Source organism: Acidobacterium sp. FHG110202_01 (assembly GCF_059115305.1).
Genome location: NZ_JBZYWJ010000003.1, coordinates 153,296 through 174,908 on the forward strand (window position 1 = coordinate 153,296; position 21,613 = coordinate 174,908).

The window sequence follows — 21,613 nt, forward strand, 5'->3', positions numbered from 1 at the left end:
GCCTTCCAATCATTGGGCGAAGCCGATCCACCCACAATAGCTAGCTCTCCAATTCCGCCTGAATATCGAAGCCATCACCATTCCAGACGATTCTGAGAACGTTTGGTTTGCAGCAAACCTGACAATCTTCGACGTAAGATTGCCGCATGCCGGCTGATTCATCCACCACAGTTTCATTCCACTCCCCACAGCCAGCGCATTGGAAACCCGCTGCGAACGGCATGACGAAATCCGTTCTTAGTCTATCGGATAGGAGGGTTTTTCGCCTGCTTTGAGGACGTTGGAGATGGCAGAAAATTGTTTGTCGAGAGTTGGACTAAACCCTCCGCACCTCAACCAGCGTGGAATAGAATGTAGGTCCGCCTCCGATATCCGTCAGCCGCTGCGAGGTGAGCAGGTTCACATTATGCCCATCGGGCGAGAGTTTGTTCCAATTGAGACGGCTGGCGACTGCGCCGCGAGGCACACTGTCATTCACATGAGCCGTCATGCGTAGACGGCCACGACCGTTGAATATTTCGACCGTGTCACCGTCCTGGATGCCTCGTGTGTCTGCATCGTCGGCGTGCATTTCCAGGTAATTCGTGAAGGCCGCCTCCATGCGTCGGTGTCCGGGCAGGTTGGCGAAGGTCGAATTCATATAGTTGTCAGCCTTGCGGGGCAGGAATTCGAGCGGATACTCAGGCGGTGCGTTGTGGCGCGACTCTGTGGCAGGATGAAACACAGGCAGCGGGTCTGCGCCTTTTTTCGCCAGCGTCTCTGAATAGAACTCCACTTTGCCGCTGGGAGTCAGGAAGGGCCCGGCAGTAAAGGGGAGAAAACCGTCTTCAAACTTCAGGTGCTGATGGCCTCCCGCGGCATTGAGCGATGCTTCCGTTACCCCCTCCATCCATGGGCCGGGCTTGCCGAGAGCCTGAGCGATCAGTTCTTCAGGAGTGTCGCGGAAGCAGGGTTCGGTGAATCCCATGCGCTGCGCTAACTCCGAGAAAAGCCGCACATTCGGCCAGGCCTCGCCCAGCGGCTCGATGGCAGGGTTCGAAATCTGGACATAGTAATGGCCATAGGCGCCCTGCACATCCTTGTGCTCAAGGAAAGTAGTTGCTGGCAGCACCATGTCGGCGTAGTCGGTTGTGTCGGTGAAGAACTGCTCGTGAACTACGGTAAAAAGATCCGGACGTCTCATGCCGCGTAGTATCTGCGACTGGTCCGGCGCAACCGCTGCCGGATTCGAGTTGTAGACGAAAAGCGCTTTTACCGGTGGATCGTTCAGTTCCGTCAATGCCTGCCCGAGCAGCGACATGTTCACGACGCGCGCATGCCGTTTGAGCGGGCTGGTCAGCATCAGATCAGGGCGATCGATCGTGACTTTGTCCCAGGAAAAGGCGCCGCTGGTTGAAAGCTGGAAGCCTCCGCCCCTGTGCTTCCATGCTCCGATGAGCGCAGGCAGCATGGCAATGGCGCGTGCGGCAGCTCCACCATTTTCGCTGCGCTGCACACCGTAGTTCATGCGGATGACAGCCGGAGCCGTGGTCGCATATTCGCGCGCCAGAAGGACAATTTCCTCGGGTGTCAAGCCCGTCCATGCAGAAACGCGATCTGGTGTGTAACTCTCGACATGCTGCTTCAGCGATTCGAAGCCGTGGGTTTTTTCGGCGATGTAGGCGCGATCTTCGAGACCATCGCGCAGAATCACATGCATCAGTCCAAGCGCGAGCGCCGTATCGGTTCCCGGATTGATTGCGATGTGCCAGTCAGCCAGCTTCGCTGTGCGCGTTTTATAGGGATCGATGACGACCAGCTTCGCGCCATTGCGCCGCGCCTCTTCAATGAACGGCCACAGATGAATATTGTTGCCGTGGATGTTCGCGCCCCACGCGATAATGTAGCGCGCGTCGGGAAAGCACTCGGGATCAGTGCCCAGCTTGCGTCCGTAAACGGAGACAAGCGCGTCTCCGCCAGCCGTAGAGCAGATGGTCCGGTCGAGCTGCGACGCGCCGAGGCGGTGGAAAAAGCGGCGGTCCATCGAGCCGTAGCCGAGTGTGCCGATGGTTCCAGCATAGGAATACGGCAGGATCGATTCCGGCCCATGCTCGTCGCTGATCTGTTGTAGCTTTTGGGCAATGGAAGCCAGCGCCTCGTCCCATGAGATACGTTCGAAGGCTTCAGCTTCTTCCCCTTGCGGCAGCGAGCCCTTCGCGACTCCGGCACGGCGGCGAAGAGGGTAAAGCAAACGATCAGGAGAATAGACTCGGTCGAGATACTTCGCCACCTTGGCGCAGAGAAATCCACGGGTGACCGGATGGTTCGGGTCGCCCTGCACACGCGTCGCTCGGCCCACCTCATCTACAGTGACGAGAACACCGCAAGAGTCAGGGCAGTCATGTGAGCACACAGTGTGAATAGTCTTTGCCGGAGGCATATTTCGATTGTAGGGCTCTTGTGTGCGTTTTTCGAGCCATCACCAGGCTCGGGCTCTGAGGAAACTACTCTCTATCAACCTCCCCGCTGCGTTCCAGTTCCAGCAGCAACCGCTTACGCCACAGTCCCCCACCGTAGCCGGTAAGATTGCCGTCTTTCCCAATCACTCGATGACACGGAACTGCGATAGCGAGGCGATTCATGCCGTTGGCGCGCCCCACAGCGCGCACTGCGCCGGGATTGCCGACGCGCCCGGCGAGCTCTTCATACGAAACGGTCGTTCCATAAGGAATGCACTCCAACTGCTCCCAGACGCGCCTCTCGAAGTCCGTGCCGATGTGCAGAAATTTTGACGTGAAGCTCCTGTTCTTTCCGTCAAAGTAGGCATCGAGCTCCTTACGTAGTACGGCGTGGTGTGGAGACTCTCCCGGAACCGTAGCTGTAGAAAAGCGCCGGCGCAGAAAGCTCATCTCCGTTTCGAGCATCCGCCGGTCGGTGAATTCAAGCAGGCAAAGGCCGTTCTCGAGGGCGCCTGCGACCATCGGCCCCAGCGGCGTGTCGATCCACGCCAGTCGAATCGGATCAATCGCGTCATATTTTCCCGGAGGCTGCCCGAAGGTATTGGCAAAGCTTTCGCGGAAGCCACTGTGCGAGGCAAAGCCTGCGTCAAAAACTGCATTGTCGAGCGTGCTTCCTTTGCGAATGCTTTCCAGGGCACGGCTCAGACGGCGTCCGCGGCAGTAGGCCTGGAAGGTAAGGCCGAAGTGTTTTGCGAAATAGCGGCGCACGCGCACCGGGTCGCTGTCGAGAGCACGCAAGTCCTGATCGGTGAAGCGACGGCCTGGCTCCGCGTCAACCGCATCGAGGACGCGGCGGATCCAATCAGGCGTGCCAGCCTGCTGTTCCATCGGCCGGCAACGGAGGCAAGGGCGGTATCCGGCAAAGAGCACTTCTTTCACCGAAGCAAAAAACTCGACGTTCTCCGGCATTGGCTTTCTGGCCCTGCACGAAGGCAGGCAAAATATTCCGGTCGTCTTGACCGCGATATAGAAGATGCCGTCATAGCTCGGGTCGCTGCGAAGGTACGCCTGCTCCATCGCCTTACGCGACGGCAATGGAAAAAGAACAGTGGAAGCGGGTTGTGCGATTGCCTGGATTGCCATAGGAATTTTCCTGTACGTTCATAGATCACATCTCGAATAAAATTTCGTCCACCGGAAATTGAACATGGAATTTTGGTTCCGGTGCGGCATTCATTCAGAGGAAACCATGAGATCTTCAAAGCATATTCTTCTTGCCTGCCTGGTTGGATTGCTCTTCCTGCCAGGACGATTTCTTTTTGCGCAGGATGTCGAGGGTAGCATCCGCAAAGTGATTGCCGACCAGGCCGCTGCCTGGAACCAGGGCGACATCGACGCCTTCATGCAGGGGTACAAGAATGCGCCGGATACTACATTCATGGGAAAGACCTTGCGGCACGGCTGGCGGCAGGTGCTGGAGCGCTATAAGCAGAGCTATCCCACGAAAGATGCGATGGGTAAGCTCGACTTCTCTGACATAGAGGTCCGCGTGCTGGGAGCCGATCACGCTGTAGTGACTGGGAAGTATCATCTGGCGCGCAGCACATCCGGCGGAGGCGATGCCAGCGGCGTTTTCTCGCTCGTATGGGAAAAGACGGCTGAGGGTTGGAAGATCATTCTGGATCACACGAGCTAGCCAACCTTCATTTGCTGTTATCCTGCCCCTGAACGGAGTGAAGGGGCAGGATCTGCTTTTCACTGGCAGCTGCACGAAATTTGCAAAAAAGCAGTTCCTTCGACTGGGGCTGCAAATCAGCCTCCGCTCAGGATGACAATTCTTAGAAGAACAAACAGCGCTACAAAATATACCGCGACAAATCCTGATCCTTCACAATCGAAGCCACCATTTGCCGGACATATTCCGCCCCGATAACCGCAGCCTTCTCTGTGCCGGACGCCGTCTCGCGTTCCACGATGGGCAAAGGCACAGTAGCACCGTTGTCAGCCGCAGCAGCAATATCGATGACGTTGCTCTCGCTCTTTGCCACCTTCATCAGGTCCGGGGCAAGAAAGCTGATTTCATCGAGCACGCGCTCCATGATGGTATGCAGGCGGCGCGCGCCGATATTCTCTGTCGTCTCATTTACGCGGAAGGCGAAGCGCGCCATCTCCTCAATGGCATCGGAAGTGAATTCGAGCTTCAGCCCTTCGGTTTCAAGCAGCGCCGTGTACTGCTTGGTAAGCGACGACTTGGGTTCGGTCAGGATGCGGATGAAGTCTTCTACGGTAAGCGACTGCAGCTCGACACGGATCGGGAAGCGTCCCTGCAATTCAGGGATCAGGTCGCTGGGCTTTGAGACATGGAAGGCCCCAGCCGCAATGAAAAGGATATGGTCCGTACGCACCATACCGTAACGCGTGTTGACGGTAGTGCCTTCAACAATCGGCAGAATATCGCGCTGTACTCCTTCGCGCGAGACATCAGGCCCGTGCCCGCCTTCACGTCCGGCAATCTTGTCTATTTCATCCAAAAAAACAATACCCGAGTTCTCGACACGCTCGACAGCGGTGCGCGTGACCTGGTCCATATCGATGAGGCGGCCCTCCTCTTCCTGCACCAGGTATTCGAAGGCTTCGGCGACCTTCATCTTGCGCTTCTTGGTGCGCTGGCCAAAGATATTCGGCAGCACATCCTTGAGGTTGATATCCATCTCCTCGACGCCCTGGTTCGAGATGATCTCGAATGACGGCGCATTGCGTTCGCGCACATCGATCTCGACCAGGCGCTCATCGAGCTTGCCTTCGCGGAACTGCTGGCGCAGCTTCTCTCTTGTTCTCTGGTGCGACTCGTTGCTTGGCGCAGGAAACGTAAGCGTGTTGCTGCCCTGTTCATTCTGCGTGGCCTGCGAAGCTGCCGGAGCAGGTGCCGGAGGGGGGAGCAGTACGTCGAGCAGGCGCTCTTCAGCGTTCAGCTCGGCCTTGTCTTCCACCTCTTCGAGCTTCTCTTCGCGCACCATGTCGATGGCGATCTCGACCAGGTCTCGCACCATGGATTCAACATCGCGGCCCACATAACCGACCTCGGTGAACTTCGAAGCCTCAACCTTCAAGAAGGGAGAATTGGTCAGCTTGGCGAGCCTCCGTGCAATCTCAGTCTTGCCCACGCCCGTCGGCCCGATCATGATGATGTTCTTCGGCATGATCTCTTCGGCGAGATCGGGGGTAAGCTTCTGGCGCCGCATGCGGTTGCGCAGCGCAATGGCGACAGCGCGCTTGGCGGCCTTCTGGCCGACGACATATTTGTCCAGCTCAGCGACGATTTCGCGCGGCGTCAACTCTTCGAGCGCGAGTTCCTGGTCTTCAGCGGTTCCGGGTAGATAGATGGCCATGTGCCTGCCTCCTTGGGCGGGCCTTATCTGATTATGCGTGCAACTCTTCGACGGTGATCTGGTCGTTGGTGTAGATGCAGATCTGTCCGGCAATACGCAACGACTTCTCCGCGATCTCCCGCGCAGGCAGCTCCGTGTTCTGGTAAAGAGCGCGGGCCGCAGCCAGCGCGTACGAGCCTCCGCTACCGATAGCGGCTATACCTTCATCGGGCTCAATCACATCGCCCGATCCGCTGATCAGGAAGGTCTGGTGCGGGTCGGAGACAATCAGCAGAGCCTCGAGGCTGCGCAGCATCTTGTCCGTGCGCCAGTCTTTGGCCAACTCGACTGAGGCGCGGCCAAGGTTGCCGGCGTACTGCTCGAGCTTGGCTTCAAAACGGCTGAAGAGCGAAAAAGCATCGGCAGTCGATCCGGCAAACCCCGCCAGGATCTTGTCCTGATAGAGACGGCGGATTTTCTTCGCCGTATGCTTGATGACCGACTCACCCAGAGTGACCTGACCATCGGCGGCCATAACCACGCTCGAGTCGCGCCGTACGCATACAACCGTAGTCGACCGGATACGCGGGGAACTCTGCGCTTTGCTTTCTAAGTGAGAAAAGCCACGGGAAGCCGCGGCTGGAAAAGGCGTTCGATTCGGCATGTTCAGCTTTAAGTATAAGACATTTCAAGATGCAGGAAGGCGGTATTCCTTAGCTTCCTGCGGATGTGAGAAAGCAGGGATATTCAAGGATAGAGTGGGAAAACCTTCCTGGAAAGCCTACCAGCATACGTCTGCCCTGGGCATCGGCTGGCACAAAAATATTGCTGCACTCCCGCCTTCATTCGAATGACTCCTTTTAGGTTCCGTAATGAAAAAGAGCCTGCGAGAGACGGTTTCTGTAAGGAATCCTGCCCTGTATCTGGGATATTCTGCTCGTAGAGGCGGATTGAAGCGGAAACCCGGATGAATGCTTTTTCCCTGCGAGATCCCGAGGTAATAGGAACCCTGACGGTTGCCGGACTTTGCCTGGGCGGTGCGGCCCTTTATTTCATGCTGCGCAAGAAGCCCAGCGAGGATGAGATGGAGCGGGAGCGGCGCACGTATCTGGTTACCACCGGACGCATCATTGACGGGACGCTGCTCGATATCTCGGACTTGAGCCCGGAAGAAAGCGGTCGACCCACAGGCATGCAGCTCATTCTTTATAAATATGAGATTGGCGGCGTTGTTTATGAGTGCTCGCAGGATGTAACACCCCTACGTGACCTCGTGAATATTTACGACTGCCGCCTGGGTTTTCCCTGCTCGGTCCGCTACGACACCCACAAACCAGAAAACAGCATCGTGGTGGCCGAGACCTGGAGCGGGCTGCGCAACACCGCCAGCGGTGTGCCGGTGCGGCGCGCCATGCCCAAGCCGCAGCGCCCCCGGAGCGCAACACGGTAACGCAACACGATAAACTGAATCTATGCATGTCCACGGCGCACCCACCGGCAAAATGCAGCGAGTCCTTCGCTTTTCGCTGGCGGCGACGCTCGTTTATGTGGCGATCACCTTTATTGCCGGATTGCGCGCGCACTCCCTGGCGCTGATCTCGGAGGCCGGACACAATGTTTCCGATGCCCTGGCGCTGCTGCTCTCGTTTGTTGCCGTCTACTTTCAGGGCCGTCCGGCGACCGATCAAAAGACCTTCGGCTACCAGCGCGCGGGTGTGCTGGCCGGCTTCGTGAATGCGCTGTCGCTGATCGTGATTGCGGTCTTTATTGCGATTGAGGCAGTGCACCGTCTCAGCGAGCCTGTCCCTGTGCAGCCGCGCTTGATGATGATTGTTGCCGCCGCGGGCGTACTAATGAACGGCGTGATTGCCGCATTGCTGTCACGTGTGAATACCGACGTCAATATGCGCAGCGCGTTCATTCATATGCTGGGCGACACGCTTTCGACCGCCACGGTCATCATAGGCGGCGCAGCCATTCTCTGGACAGGCCAGTCGTGGATCGATCCTGTACTGTCGCTGGCCATCGCTGCGCTTATCGTCTGGTCATCACTTTCGATTGTGCGCGAGACGCTGAACATCCTGCTCGAAGGCACGCCGCGCGGCATTTCGCTTACAGACATTCGCGAGGCACTGCAGGTGATTGACGGCGTCGAAGACGTGCACGATCTGCATGTCTGGAGCCTGGGATCACAAACGCACGCGCTCGCCAGCCATGTGACCATCGCCGACATTCCGCCATCTGAAAGCAACCGTATTCTCGCGGAGATCAAGACGACGCTGCATGCGCGCTTCCACATCGACCACACCACGATTCAATTCGAGAATGTAGACTGCGAAGTCGCGCACGGCTGTGTGATGGTCATCGAGGAAATGCACGCCCACCATGGGCATAGTCACTGAGTACGTAAGATTGTCATCCTGAGCATAGCGAAGAATCTGCTTTTCTTGGCGGCTGCACATCAAGGGGCGCCCCGTTCTTTCGCGCAGTTTGCGGGCGAAAGGGTGGGAAGCGATACCCTTAGTTCTCTACCGCCTTATCCGGCTGCGCATTGTAAATCTCTTCCACCCGCTCGATCGTATCGATCTCGCTCAACGGCTTATCGTCTCTTATGCGCAGAATGCGCGGAAAACGCAACGCGAAACCGCTGTTATGCCGGGTAGAACGCATGATGTTGTTGAAGGCGACTTCAAGAACAATCAGCGGTTCCACCACGCGAAAATGCCCCTTGTCTTCAAGTGTGTGCTGCCTGAAGAATTTTGTAAGCTCATCGATCTCCGCATCAGTCAGCCCGGAATAAGCCTTGCCAATGTTTCTGAGCTCCTCGCCATCGCGTATCGCAAAGGTATAGTCGCTTAACACTCCGACACGCCTGCCGTGGCCATATTCAGCTCCGGTCACGACCACATCCAGAGTCGCCAGCTCTCGCTTCAGTTTGAGCCATGCCAACCCGCGCCGTCCCGGCTGATAGATGCTGTGCACGGCTTTCAGCATCACGCCTTCATTGCCGCGTTCGCGCGCTTCCGTGTAGGCGCGGTCGAGTTGTTCGGCGCTGCGCAGCTGCACTGCCGGAGCCAGCACCAGCTTCGAAAATTCGCTATCGCTCCTGGCAAAGAGATGCGTCTGCCCACGCTGCTTTCCGTGCCTGGTAGTTTCAGAACAGCGCGAAACAAATGTTTCCAGCGCCTGTCTGCGCTCGCGCAAAGGCCGCTCCAGCAGCAGCTCCTTGCTGCGATAGAGCAGATCGAAGGCCACAAACACTACTGGTGTCTGCTCGCGCAACTCACGGGAAACGCGCTTGCGTCCAAGACGCTGCTGCAAAGATGTGAAGGGCAGAGCGCGCTCGTCCGTCGGGTTCCAGGCAACGATCTCGCCGTCGAGAATCGCCGGCTCACGAATGGACGCAAAGGCATCGATGAGTTCAGGAAAGCTCTCGCTGATGTCTTCGCGGTTGCGCGAAAAGAGCGCGACGCGCTCCAGCTCGTCCGGATCGCCGCAGTGGAGTTGCGCCCGGACTCCATCGTACTTGTCTTCTAGCTGCGCGTCGCGGAGAGCTTCCGATGGCCTGACAGCGACACCATCATGCGGAACGCGCTCCTCTTCCGGAAGAGCCTCTGATACTCCCTGGTGCTCGGCCGCAACTTCTTCGGTGAAACGTGCCAGGGCCTCTTCTATCGTGGCAACCGGGCTCGCCAGCATGAATCCCAGCGCATGAAAGAGCCGCATCTGCGCCTTATCGAGCGTTCCAGAAATAGCCATCGCAGTCACTTCAGGCAGACTGCCGGTCAGCATCATCGCGCGCCGCACTTGATCAGGTTTTGCGTCATTGGCGAAAGCGATAGCTTCTTCCACCAGGCTTTGCTTCACGCCGATGCGCATGTCTCCGGTGATGAGCTTGATGAGGTACTTCGCTTCAGTGGGCGTCGCTTTGTCTAGCAGATCGAGCACAAGGCGCAGCTTGGCTGCCGGACCTCGGGCGGCCGCGATCTTTCCGAATGACTGTTCACTCTCTTCAAGAGTGAGTGAAGGCTCTACATTCTGCCGCGCCTGGAGCAGGTCGTAAGCCACAGCTCCAAGGTCGCCGTTCCTGCGATACGCGGCGTACATTGTATTGCGGTCGGCGTCCGAAAGCTGCGCCACGGCCTTGGACAGCAGCGAGCCGCCGACATTGAGCGTGCGGCGGTCTGTCTCGGCAAAAGGCTGACCAGAAAGATAGAGCGCTGCGCGTCCGGCGTCTTCAGCCTGCAAACCTTTCAGGTGGTTCGAGATGAGCGCGCGTTTTTCGAGCTTTTTAGTCGTCTCAGAAAGCGACTGGCACAGCTCGGCGAATGAATGAAAGCGAGCGCTCATGTCTGTCGAATATAGAGCAGATCAGCGCCTGGGTGCGTCCTGTGCTTGGAGGGCGCAATGAATACATGGTCGCTGGTGAGAAATGCAGTTCGAGATGTGCTGGCTTTAGGCGGCGTCTTTGCTCTAGGGTGGTCATTGCAAGGGAAGACTGTTCATGCGGCTTCTGATGAGATTCAGTTTCAGATGCAGGCGGCGCATATGGACAGTTCGCTGCTTATCTACCATCCTTCGGACAAGACCATATATGTGTATCAGGGGGCAATGAGCGGCAGCTCGGCTCTGCAATGTTCATTTCGCTACCGTCTTGACTCAGAGGGCGTGGTGCGGCGCGAAAACTGCCCGGCAGGATCGTTGCTGAAGTAGCTGTACCGCAAAATCGATTCGCAGTAAAATAAAAGAGATGCTGTTTCTTCCCATGAACGGCGCTCTTCTCTAGCGGCTCCCGCCGCCGATACATTCGTCTGCCCATTTTCCCTGTTTCATGTTTCATATAAGCCGCAAAACGCGGGAGAAATCCAATGTTTGAACGTTTAGACCAGATTGCAGCCCGTTACGAGGAGCTGGGAGCGCAGCTTGCTTCGCCCGATGTCGTTTCCGATCCGCAGAAGTATCAGAAGATTGCGAAGCAGCATCGCGAGCTTGAAGCGGTTGTCGAAAAATACCGCGAGTACAGGCAGGTAAAGACCGGCATCCGCGATGCAAGGAACATGCTCAATGAGAGCGACCCCGATATTCGCGCCATGGCCGATGAGGAGCTGGTCACGCTCGAAGAGCGCCTTCCCCAAATTGAAGAAGACCTGAAGCTCTTGCTATTGCCGAAAGACCCGAACGACGAGAAGAACGTCGTCCTCGAAATTCGCGCCGGTACGGGTGGCGATGAGGCCTCGCTCTTCGCAGCGGAAATCTTCCGCATGTACTCGCGCTTTGCCGAACTGCATCGCTGGAAGGTCGAGGTGCTTTCCAGCTCCGAGTCATCCGTCGGTGGATTAAAGGAAGTTATCGCCATTATCGAAGGCGATCGCGTTTATTCGCAGCTGAAATATGAGAGCGGCGTGCATCGCGTGCAGCGCGTTCCGGCGACGGAAACGCAGGGCCGCGTGCATACTTCGGCCATCACCGTGGCCGTGCTTCCCGAAGCCGAAGATGTGGACGTAAAGATCGAAGCCAAGGACCTTCGCATCGATACTTTCTGTTCCTCCGGTCCGGGCGGGCAGTCGGTCAACACTACCTACTCTGCCGTCCGCATCACGCATCTTCCTACAAACACCGTCGTGAGCTGCCAGGACGAAAAATCGCAGATTAAAAACCGCGAAAAAGCAATGCGCGTGCTGCGTGCCCGTCTCTATGAAGTGGAGATGGAGAAGCAGCAGGAGGCGCTGGCGAAGGAACGCAAGCAGCAGGTTGGCTCCGGTGACCGCAGCGAGAAGATCCGTACCTACAACTTCCCGCAGAACCGCCTCACCGATCACCGCATCGGGCTGACCATCCACCAGCTCGCCGATATGATGGAAGGCAGGCTGCAGCCAGTGATCGACGCATTGACCGCGCACTTCAACGCGGAAAGACTGAAGGCCGAAACCGCATCCGCTGCCTGAGAACATATGGGCAGCAACAATTTGTCATCCCGACCGGAGCGTAGCGAAGTGGAGGGACCTGCAGTTACTTCTTTCATGCGCGGCAGTCTTAATCTGAAGCAGGCGTTAGCAGAAGGAGCGAGCAGGCTCGAAGGCATCTCCGCCCAGCCGCGTCGCGATGCCGAGTTGCTGCTGATGCGCCTTCTCGGCTGTGACCGCGTCTTTCTGCTGACGCATCCCAGCACCATACTGACCGCCGAGCAGGCCGTCATGTTTGAAAGCTGGCTGCGCCGCCGCGCTGCGCATGAGCCGGTCCAGTACATTCTTGGTGAGCAGGAATTTTTTGGCCTTAACTTTGCGGTTACACCCGAAGTGTTGATCCCGCGTCCGGAGACAGAGCATCTCGTTGAAGGCCTGCTGGCGCGTGTGCTGCAGGATAGCCCATTGAAGATTGCGGACATAGGCACAGGCTCGGGAGCCATCGCCATCGCTCTCGCTGTTTCATTGCCGCAGGCGCAGATTACAGCTCTTGATATTTCTTCCACGGCGCTGGAGGTTGCGCGCAGCAATGCACAAACCCATCATGTTGCCGAGCGCATCCGTTTTCTCGAATCCGACCTGTTAAGCGCGGTTGCCGGAGAGACTTTCGATGCCATCGTCTCCAATCCTCCTTATGTTGCGGAAGCTGACCGTGTATCGCTTGAGCCGCAGGTGCGCGAATACGAGCCCGATGGCGCTCTCTTTGCCGGACTCTCCGGTCTCGATGTTTATAAGCGCCTGATCCCTCAGGCCTGCGATGCGCTCAGGCCCGGCGGATGGCTGTTGATGGAAATCGGACAAGGCCAGCAGGATGCCATCACGCAACTTCTTTCCAGCTGGAGGCGTGTCAGTTTTATCGACGACCTCCAGGGCATCCCGCGAGTCGCGTGCGCCCGGCGATAGGCATACACTTGGAGCATGACCACTGCAGCACTCGCCGCCGAACAGCTCACGCACGAACAGAAAATCGACCGCCTTGCCGAAGTAGCCATCCGCGTAGGACTGGGACTCGAACGCGGACAGGAACTGGTGATGACCGCGTCGCTCGACTCGCTGGCGCTGGCGCGCCGCATCACCGAGCACGCCTACCGCGCAGGCGCTTCACTGGTCACCACGCTCTTCAGTGATGACGAAGCTGCGCTCATGCGATATAAGTTCGCTCCCGATGAGAGCTTCGACCGCGCTCCTGCATGGCTCTATGACGGAATGGGCGCGGCCTTCAAAAGCGGCGCAGCGCGGCTGGCGATTGCCGGCGCGAATCCGTCGCTGCTCTCGAATGAGGACCCGGAAAAAGTTGGACGCGCGAACCGTGCCGTCTCGCAGGCCTACCGTCCCGCGCTCGAGCTGATTACGCGGCACGACATCAACTGGACGATCGTAGCCAGCGCGACGCCGGCATGGGCAGCAGCAGTGTTTCCCAACGATGCTTCAGAAGTGGCCTTCGAAAAACTGTGGGATGCGATCTTCAAATCATCGCGCGTCGATGCTGACGATCCGGTCGAGGCATGGAAGGCGCATGATGCAACGCTGCACAAGCGCGCCGATTATCTGAACAACAAGCGCTATGCTGCGCTGCAATATAGCGCGCCGGGAACTGATTTCCGCCTTGGTCTTGCTGACGATCATCTCTGGCTGGGCGGCGGAACGAAGGCAGGCAATGGCCTTTACTGCATTCCCAACATGCCCACCGAGGAAGTCTTCACTACTCCGCATAAGGACCGCGCAGACGGAACAGTGACGGCAACCAAGCCGCTCTCGCATCAGGGGACGATGATCGAAGGCATCCAGGTGCGTTTTGAAAAAGGCCGTATCGTGGAAGCGAAGGCCACGAAAGGGCAGGAAGTTCTGCAGAAGCTGATCGACACCGACAAGGGTGCGCGCCGGCTGGGCGAAGTGGCGCTGGTGCCGCATTCCTCGCCCATTGCTGCGAGCGGCCTGCTTTTCCTGAATACGCTGTTTGACGAGAATGCTGCATGCCACATCGCCCTTGGGCAGTCCTACAGCTCGTGCCTGCGCGACGGCGACAAGCTCACCCCCGAACAGCTTGCTTCCAAGGGCGCGAATGACAGCCTCATCCACGTGGACTGGATGATCGGGTCCGACAAGCTCGATATCGATGGCATCACTGCATCGGGAGCTGCCGAGCCACTGATGCGCCAGGGCGAGTGGATCTAGGACTTGCCGTCCAAGCGGACGCGCGCTCTGCGCGCCATTTATTGCTGGTGCATATTTCTTTTCATCGTTCCTCCGCTTCCGTTGGTCGCTGGATCGTTAGCGCGAAATACTAAGCCGCATTATTCGATTTTTTTCGAATCATATTCTCCAGCCTTCCATCCAAACGAACACAAGGTGATTTCGAATGCCGAAGATTGTTCGTTTCGAGAAGCGGGGCGGCCCTGAAGTGCTGAAATTTGTGGAAGTGCCTTCACCCGAACCCGGCAAAGGCGAAGTGCGTCTGCGCGTGCAGGCGATTGGTCTGAACCGCGCTGAGTCCATGTTCTTTCATGGGCAGTACCTCTATGAACCCAAATTCCCAGCCAGTCTTGGTTACGAGGCAAGCGGCATCGTGGATACTGTCGGACCCGATGTAGACAAGAGCTGGATCGGCAAGCAGGTCTCGACGATTCCGGCTTTCTCACTCAACGACTATGGGACGGTGGGAGAAGAAGTCATTGTTCCGGTAACAGCCCTGGGCGAGTATCCGGCGAAGCTTTCACCGATAGAAGGCACTGCAATCTGGATGCAGTACATCACTGCGTATGGAGCGCTGATCAGGATTGCCCAGCTGACAAAAGGCGATTTCGTTGTGATTCCAGCGGCGTCGAGCAGCGTGGGTGTTGCCGCCATCGAGATCGCAAAAGCAGAGGGCGCAATTTCCATTGCCACAACGCGGAAGAGCGATAAGAAAGCCGAATTGCTTTCGCTTGGCGCCGATCATGTGATTGCCACCGAGGAAGAAGACTTTGTCGCCCGCGTGCAGCAGATTACTGGCGGCAAGGGCGCGCGGGTCACCTTCAATCCTGTAGCCGGACCATTCATCGAAAAACTGGTTGAAGCGGCAGCTCCCGGCGGCATCATCTTTGCATATGGCGCGCTCTCCGGCGAGCCGACGCCGCTTCCTTTGTTCAACACTCTGAGCAAGAGATTGAGCATTCGCGGCTATACATTGATGGAATTTACGCGCGTCCCGGAAGAACAGGCCATGGCGAAAAAGTACGTCTATGACCGCCTGGCCGATGGCCGTTTCCAGCCGAAGATCGCGAAGACTTTTCCTTTTGCGCGGATCGTGGATGCCTACAAGTATCTTGAGTCGAACACACAGGTAGGAAAGATCGTGGTTACCGTTCCGTAAGTGAAGCTTTGCTGGGATTCCCATCCCGTTGCGTAGTTTTTGCGACAGGATGGAATTCCAATATTACTTGGTTAATTCTGCTTCGACAGCACTGACAAGCGCAGGATCATCGGGTTTGGTATTTGGGGCGAAGCGCGCCGCCACTTTTCCATCTCGTCCGACAATAAATTTCTCGAAGTTCCACAGGATCTCTGGCGGAGAGTTGGGCTGGACACCGAAACGTATCAGGTCTTCAGTAAACGGCACTTCTGATGTGCTCACAGCTTCAGGCTGCTCTTCAATCAATGCCTGGTAGAGCGGATGCTTATCTTCTCCAACGACAGCGATCTTTTCAAAGAGCGGAAAGTCAACGCTGTAATTCAGTGAGCAGAAGCTCTGGATTTCCTCATTCGTTCCCGGCTCCTGTCCTGCGAAATCATTCGAAGGAAATCCGGCGATCACAAAGCCGCGATCACGATAAAGGCGATAGAGGTTTTGAAGTCCATCGTACTGTGGCGTGAGGCCACACTTCGAAGCCACATTGACGACAAGAAGGACATTGCCATGAAACTCAGCAAGAGTGGTTTCCTCTCCAGTAATGCGGCGTACTGGGATGTTCTGAATGGGTGTGCTCATAAACCCAGATTGTATGCTGCGTCGGACGAATGCGGCGTGAATAAAGGTGAAAACCCCAAAAAGGAGAGGAGCAAAAGCTCCTCTCCTTTTTTGCTTAGGCCCGTCCGGCAAGCACGCAGGACCCGCCGGAGGCAGTCGATTTAAGCCCGTCCAATAGCTACATGGCTCTCAAGCGGGATGCCGGCACGGCTGGTCACATCGAAGGTCAGCTTGTTGCTGCGCGGGTCAGCATCGATCTTCACTTCATCACCGTGCAGAATCTCACCGTCGAGAATCTTCATCGCCAGCGGATCCTGGATCAGCTTCTGGATTACGCGTTTCAGCGGACGCGCGCCATAAGCGCGATCGTAACCTTGCGTGAAGAGCATGCGTCTGGCCGCGTCAGTGAGCGTGATCTCGATTTTGCGGTCAGACAGCAGCTTCTTGAGGTCGGCGAGCCGCAGATCGATGATGTGCGTCAGTTGATCTTCACCCAGCGGGCGGAAGATGACAATGTCATCGATGCGGTTCAGGAACTCGGGCCGGAAGCTCTGCCGCAGCACATCGAGCACCTGCTGGCGCGCCTTCTCGAATGCCACTTCGCTTGAGAGCGATTCTGCGTTCAGAGCAAATGCGCCCAGGTTCGAAGTCATAATCAGCACCGTGTTCTTGAAGTCAACCGTGCGGCCCTTCGAGTCGGTGAGACGACCGTCATCAAGCACCTGCAGAAGTACATTGAAGACATCCGGATGCGCCTTTTCGATCTCGTCGAAGAGCACGACCGAGTATGGACGGCGACGGACAGCTTCGGTCAGCTGACCGCCTTCGTCAAAGCCGATGTAGCCCGGAGGCGCGCCAATCAGGCGTGCGACGGCATGTCTCTCCATGTACTCTGACATGTCGATACGAATCATCGCCTGCTCGTCATCAAAAAGAAACTCAGCGAGAGCGCGCGCTGTCTCGGTTTTTCCTACGCCTGTTTGTCCAAGAAAAATGAAGCTGCCAATGGGCCGTTTCGGATCGCTCAGCCCGGCGCGTGAGCGGCGAATAGCGTTAGCGACGGTGGACAGAGCTTCGTCCTGTCCAACTACGCGTTCGCGCAGGCGGTCTTCCATCTGAACAAGCTTCTTGATTTCCCCTTCGAGCATCTTCGAGACAGGAATTCCCGTCCACTTCGAAACGATGCCAGCGATGTCCTCCTCATCGACTTCTTCCTTCAGCATGCGGTGGGCGGATGCGTTCCCGTCCTGCGCGGCATTCAGCTTTTTCAACTCAGCTTCAAGCTTGGGCAGCTCGCCATACTGAATCTGCGCCGCTCGTTCGAGATTGCCCTGGCGTGTCTGCTCTTCAGCTTCAAAGCGCAGCGCTTCGACCTTCTTTTTCAGCTCAGCGAGATTGGTGATGGCTTCGCGCTCTTTTTGCCAGCGCGCACGCAGGCCAGTGGCCTTCTCACGCAGGGCCGCCAACTCGCGTTCTACCTCTTCAAGGCGCTTCTGCGAGTTCTCATCGCTCTCGCGCTTGAGCGCAGCTTTCTCGATTTCGAGCGAAGTCGCTTCGCGTTCCAGCTGATCAATCTCAGTTGGCACAGAGCCGATCTGGATCGCCAGTGACGCTGCCGCTTCATCGACCAGGTCGATAGCCTTGTCGGGCAGAAAGCGGTCAGAGATATAGCGATGCGAGAGCTCGGCGGCGGCTACGATGGCCGAGTCCTTGATACGCACATTGTGGTGCGCCTCATAGCGCTCCTTCAGACCGCGCAAAATGGCGATCGTATCTTCGACGCTCGGCTCACCAACATAGACAATCTGGAAACGGCGCTCGAGCGCGGCGTCTTTTTCGATGTACTTGCGGTACTCGTTCAGCGTGGTTGCGCCGATAGCTCGCAGCTCACCGCGAGCCAGCGCCGGCTTGAGCATGTTCGAAGCATCGATTGCGCCCTCTGCAGCGCCAGCGCCTACAAGCGTGTGCAGCTCGTCGATAAAGAGGACAATCTGGCCATTCGATTCCTCAATTTCCTTGAGCACGGCCTTCAGGCGGTCTTCAAATTCGCCACGATATTTTGCGCCGGCAAGCATCGATCCCAAATCGAGCGAGATGACGCGCTTGTTGCGCAGAATCTCGGGCACATCGCCGGAAACGATGCGGCGCGCAAGACCTTCCACAATGGCTGTCTTGCCCACACCGGGCTCGCCAATGAGCACGGGATTATTTTTTGTGCGGCGTGAGAGCACCTGGATCACGCGGCGAATCTCTTCATCGCGGCCAATGACAGGGTCAAGCTTGCCGCGGCGGGCGAGCTCGGTCAGGTCTTTGGCATATTTTTCAAGCGCCTGGTATTTCGCCTCAGGGGTCTGGTCGGTGACGCGCTGGTTGCCGCGCACGGAGGTCAGGCTCTTGAGGATGGCGTCATATGTCGCACCGAACGAGGCCAGCAGCAATTGCGCTCCGTCATTCTTCTGCTGGGCAAGGGCCAGCAACAGATGCTCGGTCGAGACGTATTCGTCTTTGAAGTTGTCAGCTTCCTTGAACGATTGCTCAAGAACCTTCTGCATGGCGCTCGACATGCCAGGCTGCGCGTCTCCCCCGGAAACCTTCGGCAGCTTGCTGATGGCGTCCTGTGCCTTGAGCAGAAGCTGCGATGTGGGCACGCCCACTTTTTCGAGCACCGGGACGATGATGCCTTCCTTGTCATCGAGCAGGGCGGCGAGCAGGTGCAGCGGCAGCAGCTCCGGATTACCGTTTTCGGTGGCAAGCGAACTCGCCGCCTGCACCGCTTCCTGCGATTTCACTGTGAATTTGTCCCAACGGATTGCCATAATTTGTTCTCAGTTCTTAGTGATTTGTTCTTAGTTCTCAGATGAAGAAACGCGGAAGAAAGCCAATTTTGACTCTCTTCCGCGAAAAGGGCAAATGCCCACTTACACAAGTCAGGCTTATTTCTTACGCAGCAGTTTTGGTTTCAGTCTTACCCGCTTCGATGGGCCTGGCCGTGCCTACGGCAACCTTGATCTGCTTTGGCTTGGCTTCGGCCTTCTTGTGCATTTCGATTTTCAGCACGCCGGCATCATAGCTGGCCTGTACCGTGTCCGTGTCAACGGTGGTGGGCACAGTAAAGGCGCGATAGAAGCTGCCGTAGCGACGCTCGATGCGGTGGAAGTTTTCCTGCTTCTCTTCCTTTTCGAACTTGCGCTCCCCGCGAATGGACAGCGTGTTGTTTTCCACGCGAATGTCGAGTTCGTCCTGCTTCAGGCCCGGAACCTCCAGCTTGAGGACCACTTTCTGGTCGTCCTCATAGATGTCGACCGGCGGGACGAAGGCAGCGGTCGTTAGGGTATCCTGCTCGCCCTGGCCGCGGGTGAAGTCATCGAAGAATGAGTCCAAACGGTGCTGAAGAGCAAATACGTCGCGAAATGGGTCCCAACGAGTGATAGCCATAAATTCCTCCAAAGTGAGGCCAGATTTCCGGCCTTGCACTTCATCTGATAACGACTATAGCATAATTGATTCATAAAATATGAGTGTAATATTATCAGATTGTGACGCTAATCACGTTAATGCTAATAACTCATTCATTCAGAATGATTTATACTCTGCAAAAAGGTGCCAATCGGACACTTCTATCCCTCCGATCCGTTATCATCGTTTCACGATGGTTCACCTCAGCGAAGAAGAGATCCGTCCACTGCTTCGTTATGAAGACCTGATTCCTGCCATGGAAGCGGCGCTCATTCGCTTCTCCTTGGGCCAAGTGCAGCAGCCTGTGCGCTCCGTGTTGCGCGTCCCGGAACACAACGGCCTGTGGGGGCTGATGCCCACCGTGGACAACGACGTCATGGGCATCAAACTCGTCACCGTTTATGAAGAGAACAGCAGGCTCGGACTGCCTACGCACCAGGCAATCATCCAGCTCTTTTCAGCAAGGACAGGCGAGCCTCTGGTGTCGATGGACGGAAGGCTCATTACCGAGATGCGCACCGCAGCCGTCTCCGCTGTGGCTACGCGCCTTCTGTCGAAGCCCGATGTGCGCATGCTGACTATCCTCGGCACAGGAGTGCAGGCACGGGCGCATCTTCACGCGCTCAGGCTGGTGCGGCAGTTTGAGGAGATCCGCGTCTGGGGACGAACGCCCAAAAACGCGCAGATTGTTGCCCAGGAATTCGGCGCGCAGTCAGTTGAAAGCCTCGAAGAGTCCATACGGGGAGCAGATGTTGTCGTAAGCGTGGCCCATGTAAGTGAGCCGCTGGTCAAGGGCTGCTGGCTGGGCGCAGAGACCTATGTAAATGCCGTCGCTACCGTTGGTTTAAACCGGCGTGAGCTTGACGATGAAGCCATGGATGCTGTAATTTTCGTCGAGTCGAAAGAAGCGGCCCTGCGGGAATCCGGTGATATTGCAGGTTCAGGCGCTCCGATCTATGCCGAACTTGGAGAATTGCTGGCAGGCAAAGCGTCAGTTCCTTCAGGAAAAAGGATTGTATATAAGGCGCTGGGGATCGGAGCCGAAGACCTGGCCGCCGCAAAGCTGGTTTATTCGGCCATGCAGTGAATTGCTGATTGATCGTTAATGTTGGACTTTCTGTTGCTGCCCTATCTTTCTAGAGCTCTCAAAAAACTGAATAAAAATAGGGACGATCCATGCATGTACACGCTGGAATTCTCGTTGGTTTTCTTGTCTTGGCGCTCTTCCTGATCGGAGGTTTTCTCTGGCAGGCCATCGATATTGAAGAGTTCCCCCATGTTCCCGCCTGGTGCCGGCCACAATGGCTCTGCCGGCTTGTGGGAATCCCCTGGCGTATATCTCCGCATGGAAAGTGAAGCGCGCTGCTAGTTTCTGGCCGCGTTCTTGGCGAGGACCCGGTCAACCAGATGCTCCACATCGTGCAGGAAGCCACTCTGCGTCCGTGCTGGTTCTTTCGTTTCCTGCCCTATGGCAAGCGCCAGATCGTTCCAGTGCATCAGCGCGGCAACGGGAACGGTAGCGGGCTGTTTCTGCGACTCAGCAAGAACAAAATAGAGCATCCATACCAGCAGGCAGAGGAAGGTTGCCATTTCGGAGATGCCGCTAAGCCAATGGTGTCCTGTTGCTGGTTCCGCGGAAAGCGACACCATATCTCCCATGCCCATGATGACCAATCCAATGCAGATACCGAATACCTGGCTGCGCGCCGGATGGCCCAGCGCACGAAGAGCGATCATCAGAAATGCGACCAGACACAGTTCAAGCACGCAAAGCCCCGAGGAGATCTGCACGAATACAAAGGCTGTATGTCCGTCATGTGGAGGCCTCAGCAGAGATGGCAGAAGAGAAGCGCAGGCAACGAGCAGCGCCACCAGCGCGGCCCATCGAAAACAGAGGCTGCCCAGCCGGACAAGTCCCGGCAAGGGAGAGATAACGCAGCGGAAAATCTCCTGCAGGGAAAAGAAAAGAGCAATGAAGCTTATCAGATAGCTAATCCAGCCGAAATAAAAAGAAATGCCTTCCGCAGTGCTGCTGTTCAGAGCAACCGCCTTCTCGGCGAGCGAAAGACTGGCCAGCCCAAAAGCGGCGACTGCGCGGATCGCAAGGAAGATTCCAAAGGCCCAAAAACGGGCACGATCCTTCATCCGCCAGAAACTCAGCAGTGCTACGAGCCAGAGGAATGGTTCAAGAAAGCCAGGCATATATACATGTGCTGGGGGAGCCATGTTTCAGTATGGAGCAGATACTTACTCTTATGAGAGTAGATCGACATATTTCGTTGTATCAATACACTTTTATAATCAGTAGTAATATCGCCCTTGTTACTTTCTACTTATCCTGCATTTTCCTCAGCTTGTTTTACGCCTTGATTGTGCGCAGTTCAGCCCCCTGCTTTTCACCTTCCAGCATGCTATAATTGTTAAGAGATTCAAAGCAGAAAC

General features: G+C 56.7%; 19 protein-coding genes. 9 read left to right on the top strand and 10 right to left on the bottom strand.

Annotated elements, in window-relative coordinates:
- Positions 1 to 40: 40 nt before the first annotated feature.
- The 3 genes from AC5S16_RS06945 to AC5S16_RS06955 form a co-directional block, all read right to left on the bottom strand.
- Positions 41 to 223 (bottom strand): CPXCG motif-containing cysteine-rich protein, encoded by a 183-nt coding sequence (locus tag AC5S16_RS06945; RefSeq protein ID WP_493929314.1) that lies wholly within the window; start codon positions 221 to 223, stop codon positions 41 to 43.
- Between the two features lie 93 nt (positions 224 to 316).
- Positions 317 to 2,419 (bottom strand): molybdopterin-containing oxidoreductase family protein, encoded by a 2,103-nt coding sequence (locus AC5S16_RS06950; RefSeq protein WP_493929315.1) that lies wholly within the window; start codon positions 2,417 to 2,419, stop codon positions 317 to 319.
- A 64-nt stretch (positions 2,420 to 2,483) separates the two neighbouring features.
- The gene (locus AC5S16_RS06955) at positions 2,484 to 3,581 is read right to left on the bottom strand and encodes a bifunctional transcriptional activator/DNA repair enzyme AdaA (RefSeq protein WP_493929316.1); all 1,098 of its coding nucleotides are present in this window, start codon (positions 3,579 to 3,581) and stop codon (positions 2,484 to 2,486) included.
- Positions 3,582 to 3,687: 106 nt separating this feature from the next.
- On the opposite strand from AC5S16_RS06955, the gene AC5S16_RS06960 reads away from it, so the two are divergent.
- On the top strand, positions 3,688 to 4,134 hold the full coding sequence (locus AC5S16_RS06960) for a YybH family protein (RefSeq protein ID WP_493929317.1): 447 nt from the start codon (positions 3,688 to 3,690) through the stop codon (positions 4,132 to 4,134).
- A gap of 160 nt (positions 4,135 to 4,294) precedes the next feature.
- Here the strand turns inward: AC5S16_RS06960 and hslU are convergent, their stop codons facing one another.
- Both hslU and hslV read right to left on the bottom strand, forming a co-directional pair.
- A complete protein-coding gene (gene hslU / locus AC5S16_RS06965; RefSeq protein ID WP_493929318.1) occupies positions 4,295 to 5,827 on the bottom strand; it encodes an ATP-dependent protease ATPase subunit HslU in 1,533 nt (510 codons plus the stop codon).
- Positions 5,828 to 5,858: 31 nt separating this feature from the next.
- On the bottom strand, positions 5,859 to 6,389 hold the full coding sequence (hslV, locus tag AC5S16_RS06970) for an ATP-dependent protease subunit HslV (protein ID WP_493929698.1): 531 nt from the start codon (positions 6,387 to 6,389) through the stop codon (positions 5,859 to 5,861).
- 384 nt (positions 6,390 to 6,773) lie between these two features.
- Here hslV and AC5S16_RS06975 point away from each other — a divergent pair, with 384 nt between their 5' ends.
- Positions 6,774 to 7,256: a hypothetical protein gene (locus AC5S16_RS06975; protein ID WP_493929319.1), complete on the top strand. Its 483-nt coding sequence runs from the start codon at positions 6,774 to 6,776 to the stop codon at positions 7,254 to 7,256.
- Positions 7,257 to 7,308: 52 nt separating this feature from the next.
- Positions 7,309 to 8,208, top strand: a complete 900-nt coding sequence (locus AC5S16_RS06980; RefSeq protein ID WP_493929320.1) for a cation diffusion facilitator family transporter — start codon at positions 7,309 to 7,311, stop codon at positions 8,206 to 8,208.
- 118 nt (positions 8,209 to 8,326) lie between these two features.
- On the opposite strand, the gene AC5S16_RS06985 is transcribed toward AC5S16_RS06980, so the two are convergent.
- Complete coding sequence (locus tag AC5S16_RS06985) at positions 8,327 to 10,156, bottom strand: ATP-dependent DNA ligase (RefSeq protein ID WP_493929321.1); 1,830 nt, start codon at positions 10,154 to 10,156, stop codon at positions 8,327 to 8,329.
- Positions 10,157 to 10,213: 57 nt separating this feature from the next.
- On the opposite strand from AC5S16_RS06985, the gene AC5S16_RS06990 reads away from it, so the two are divergent.
- From AC5S16_RS06990 to AC5S16_RS07010, 5 genes are all read left to right on the top strand, one after another.
- Positions 10,214 to 10,519, top strand: a complete 306-nt coding sequence (locus tag AC5S16_RS06990) for a hypothetical protein (protein WP_493929322.1) — start codon at positions 10,214 to 10,216, stop codon at positions 10,517 to 10,519.
- A 155-nt stretch (positions 10,520 to 10,674) separates the two neighbouring features.
- Positions 10,675 to 11,751, top strand: a complete 1,077-nt coding sequence (gene prfA / locus AC5S16_RS06995) for a peptide chain release factor 1 (RefSeq protein ID WP_493929323.1) — start codon at positions 10,675 to 10,677, stop codon at positions 11,749 to 11,751.
- 75 nt (positions 11,752 to 11,826) lie between these two features.
- Positions 11,827 to 12,672 (top strand): peptide chain release factor N(5)-glutamine methyltransferase, encoded by an 846-nt coding sequence (gene prmC, locus AC5S16_RS07000; RefSeq protein WP_493929324.1) that lies wholly within the window; start codon positions 11,827 to 11,829, stop codon positions 12,670 to 12,672.
- A gap of 15 nt (positions 12,673 to 12,687) precedes the next feature.
- The gene (locus tag AC5S16_RS07005) at positions 12,688 to 13,944 is read left to right on the top strand and encodes an aminopeptidase (protein ID WP_493929325.1); all 1,257 of its coding nucleotides are present in this window, start codon (positions 12,688 to 12,690) and stop codon (positions 13,942 to 13,944) included.
- Positions 13,945 to 14,128: 184 nt separating this feature from the next.
- Complete coding sequence (locus AC5S16_RS07010) at positions 14,129 to 15,121, top strand: zinc-dependent alcohol dehydrogenase family protein (protein ID WP_493929326.1); 993 nt, start codon at positions 14,129 to 14,131, stop codon at positions 15,119 to 15,121.
- A 63-nt stretch (positions 15,122 to 15,184) separates the two neighbouring features.
- Here AC5S16_RS07010 and AC5S16_RS07015 read toward each other — a convergent pair whose 3' ends face one another.
- The 3 genes from AC5S16_RS07015 to AC5S16_RS07025 form a co-directional block, all read right to left on the bottom strand.
- A complete protein-coding gene (locus AC5S16_RS07015) occupies positions 15,185 to 15,736 on the bottom strand; it encodes a glutathione peroxidase (protein ID WP_493929327.1) in 552 nt (183 codons plus the stop codon).
- Between the two features lie 140 nt (positions 15,737 to 15,876).
- A complete protein-coding gene (gene clpB, locus AC5S16_RS07020; protein ID WP_493929328.1) occupies positions 15,877 to 18,531 on the bottom strand; it encodes an ATP-dependent chaperone ClpB in 2,655 nt (884 codons plus the stop codon).
- Between the two features lie 124 nt (positions 18,532 to 18,655).
- Entirely contained in the window at positions 18,656 to 19,150 is a 495-nt protein-coding gene (locus AC5S16_RS07025) for an Hsp20/alpha crystallin family protein (protein ID WP_493929329.1), read from the bottom strand.
- Between the two features lie 214 nt (positions 19,151 to 19,364).
- Between AC5S16_RS07025 and AC5S16_RS07030 the strand changes: the two genes are divergently transcribed.
- Positions 19,365 to 20,258, top strand: a complete 894-nt coding sequence (locus AC5S16_RS07030) for an ornithine cyclodeaminase family protein (RefSeq protein WP_493929330.1) — start codon at positions 19,365 to 19,367, stop codon at positions 20,256 to 20,258.
- A gap of 278 nt (positions 20,259 to 20,536) precedes the next feature.
- Here the strand turns inward: AC5S16_RS07030 and AC5S16_RS07035 are convergent, their stop codons facing one another.
- The gene (locus AC5S16_RS07035) at positions 20,537 to 21,316 is read right to left on the bottom strand and encodes a hypothetical protein (protein ID WP_493929331.1); all 780 of its coding nucleotides are present in this window, start codon (positions 21,314 to 21,316) and stop codon (positions 20,537 to 20,539) included.
- Between the last annotated feature and the right edge of the window lie 297 nt (positions 21,317 to 21,613).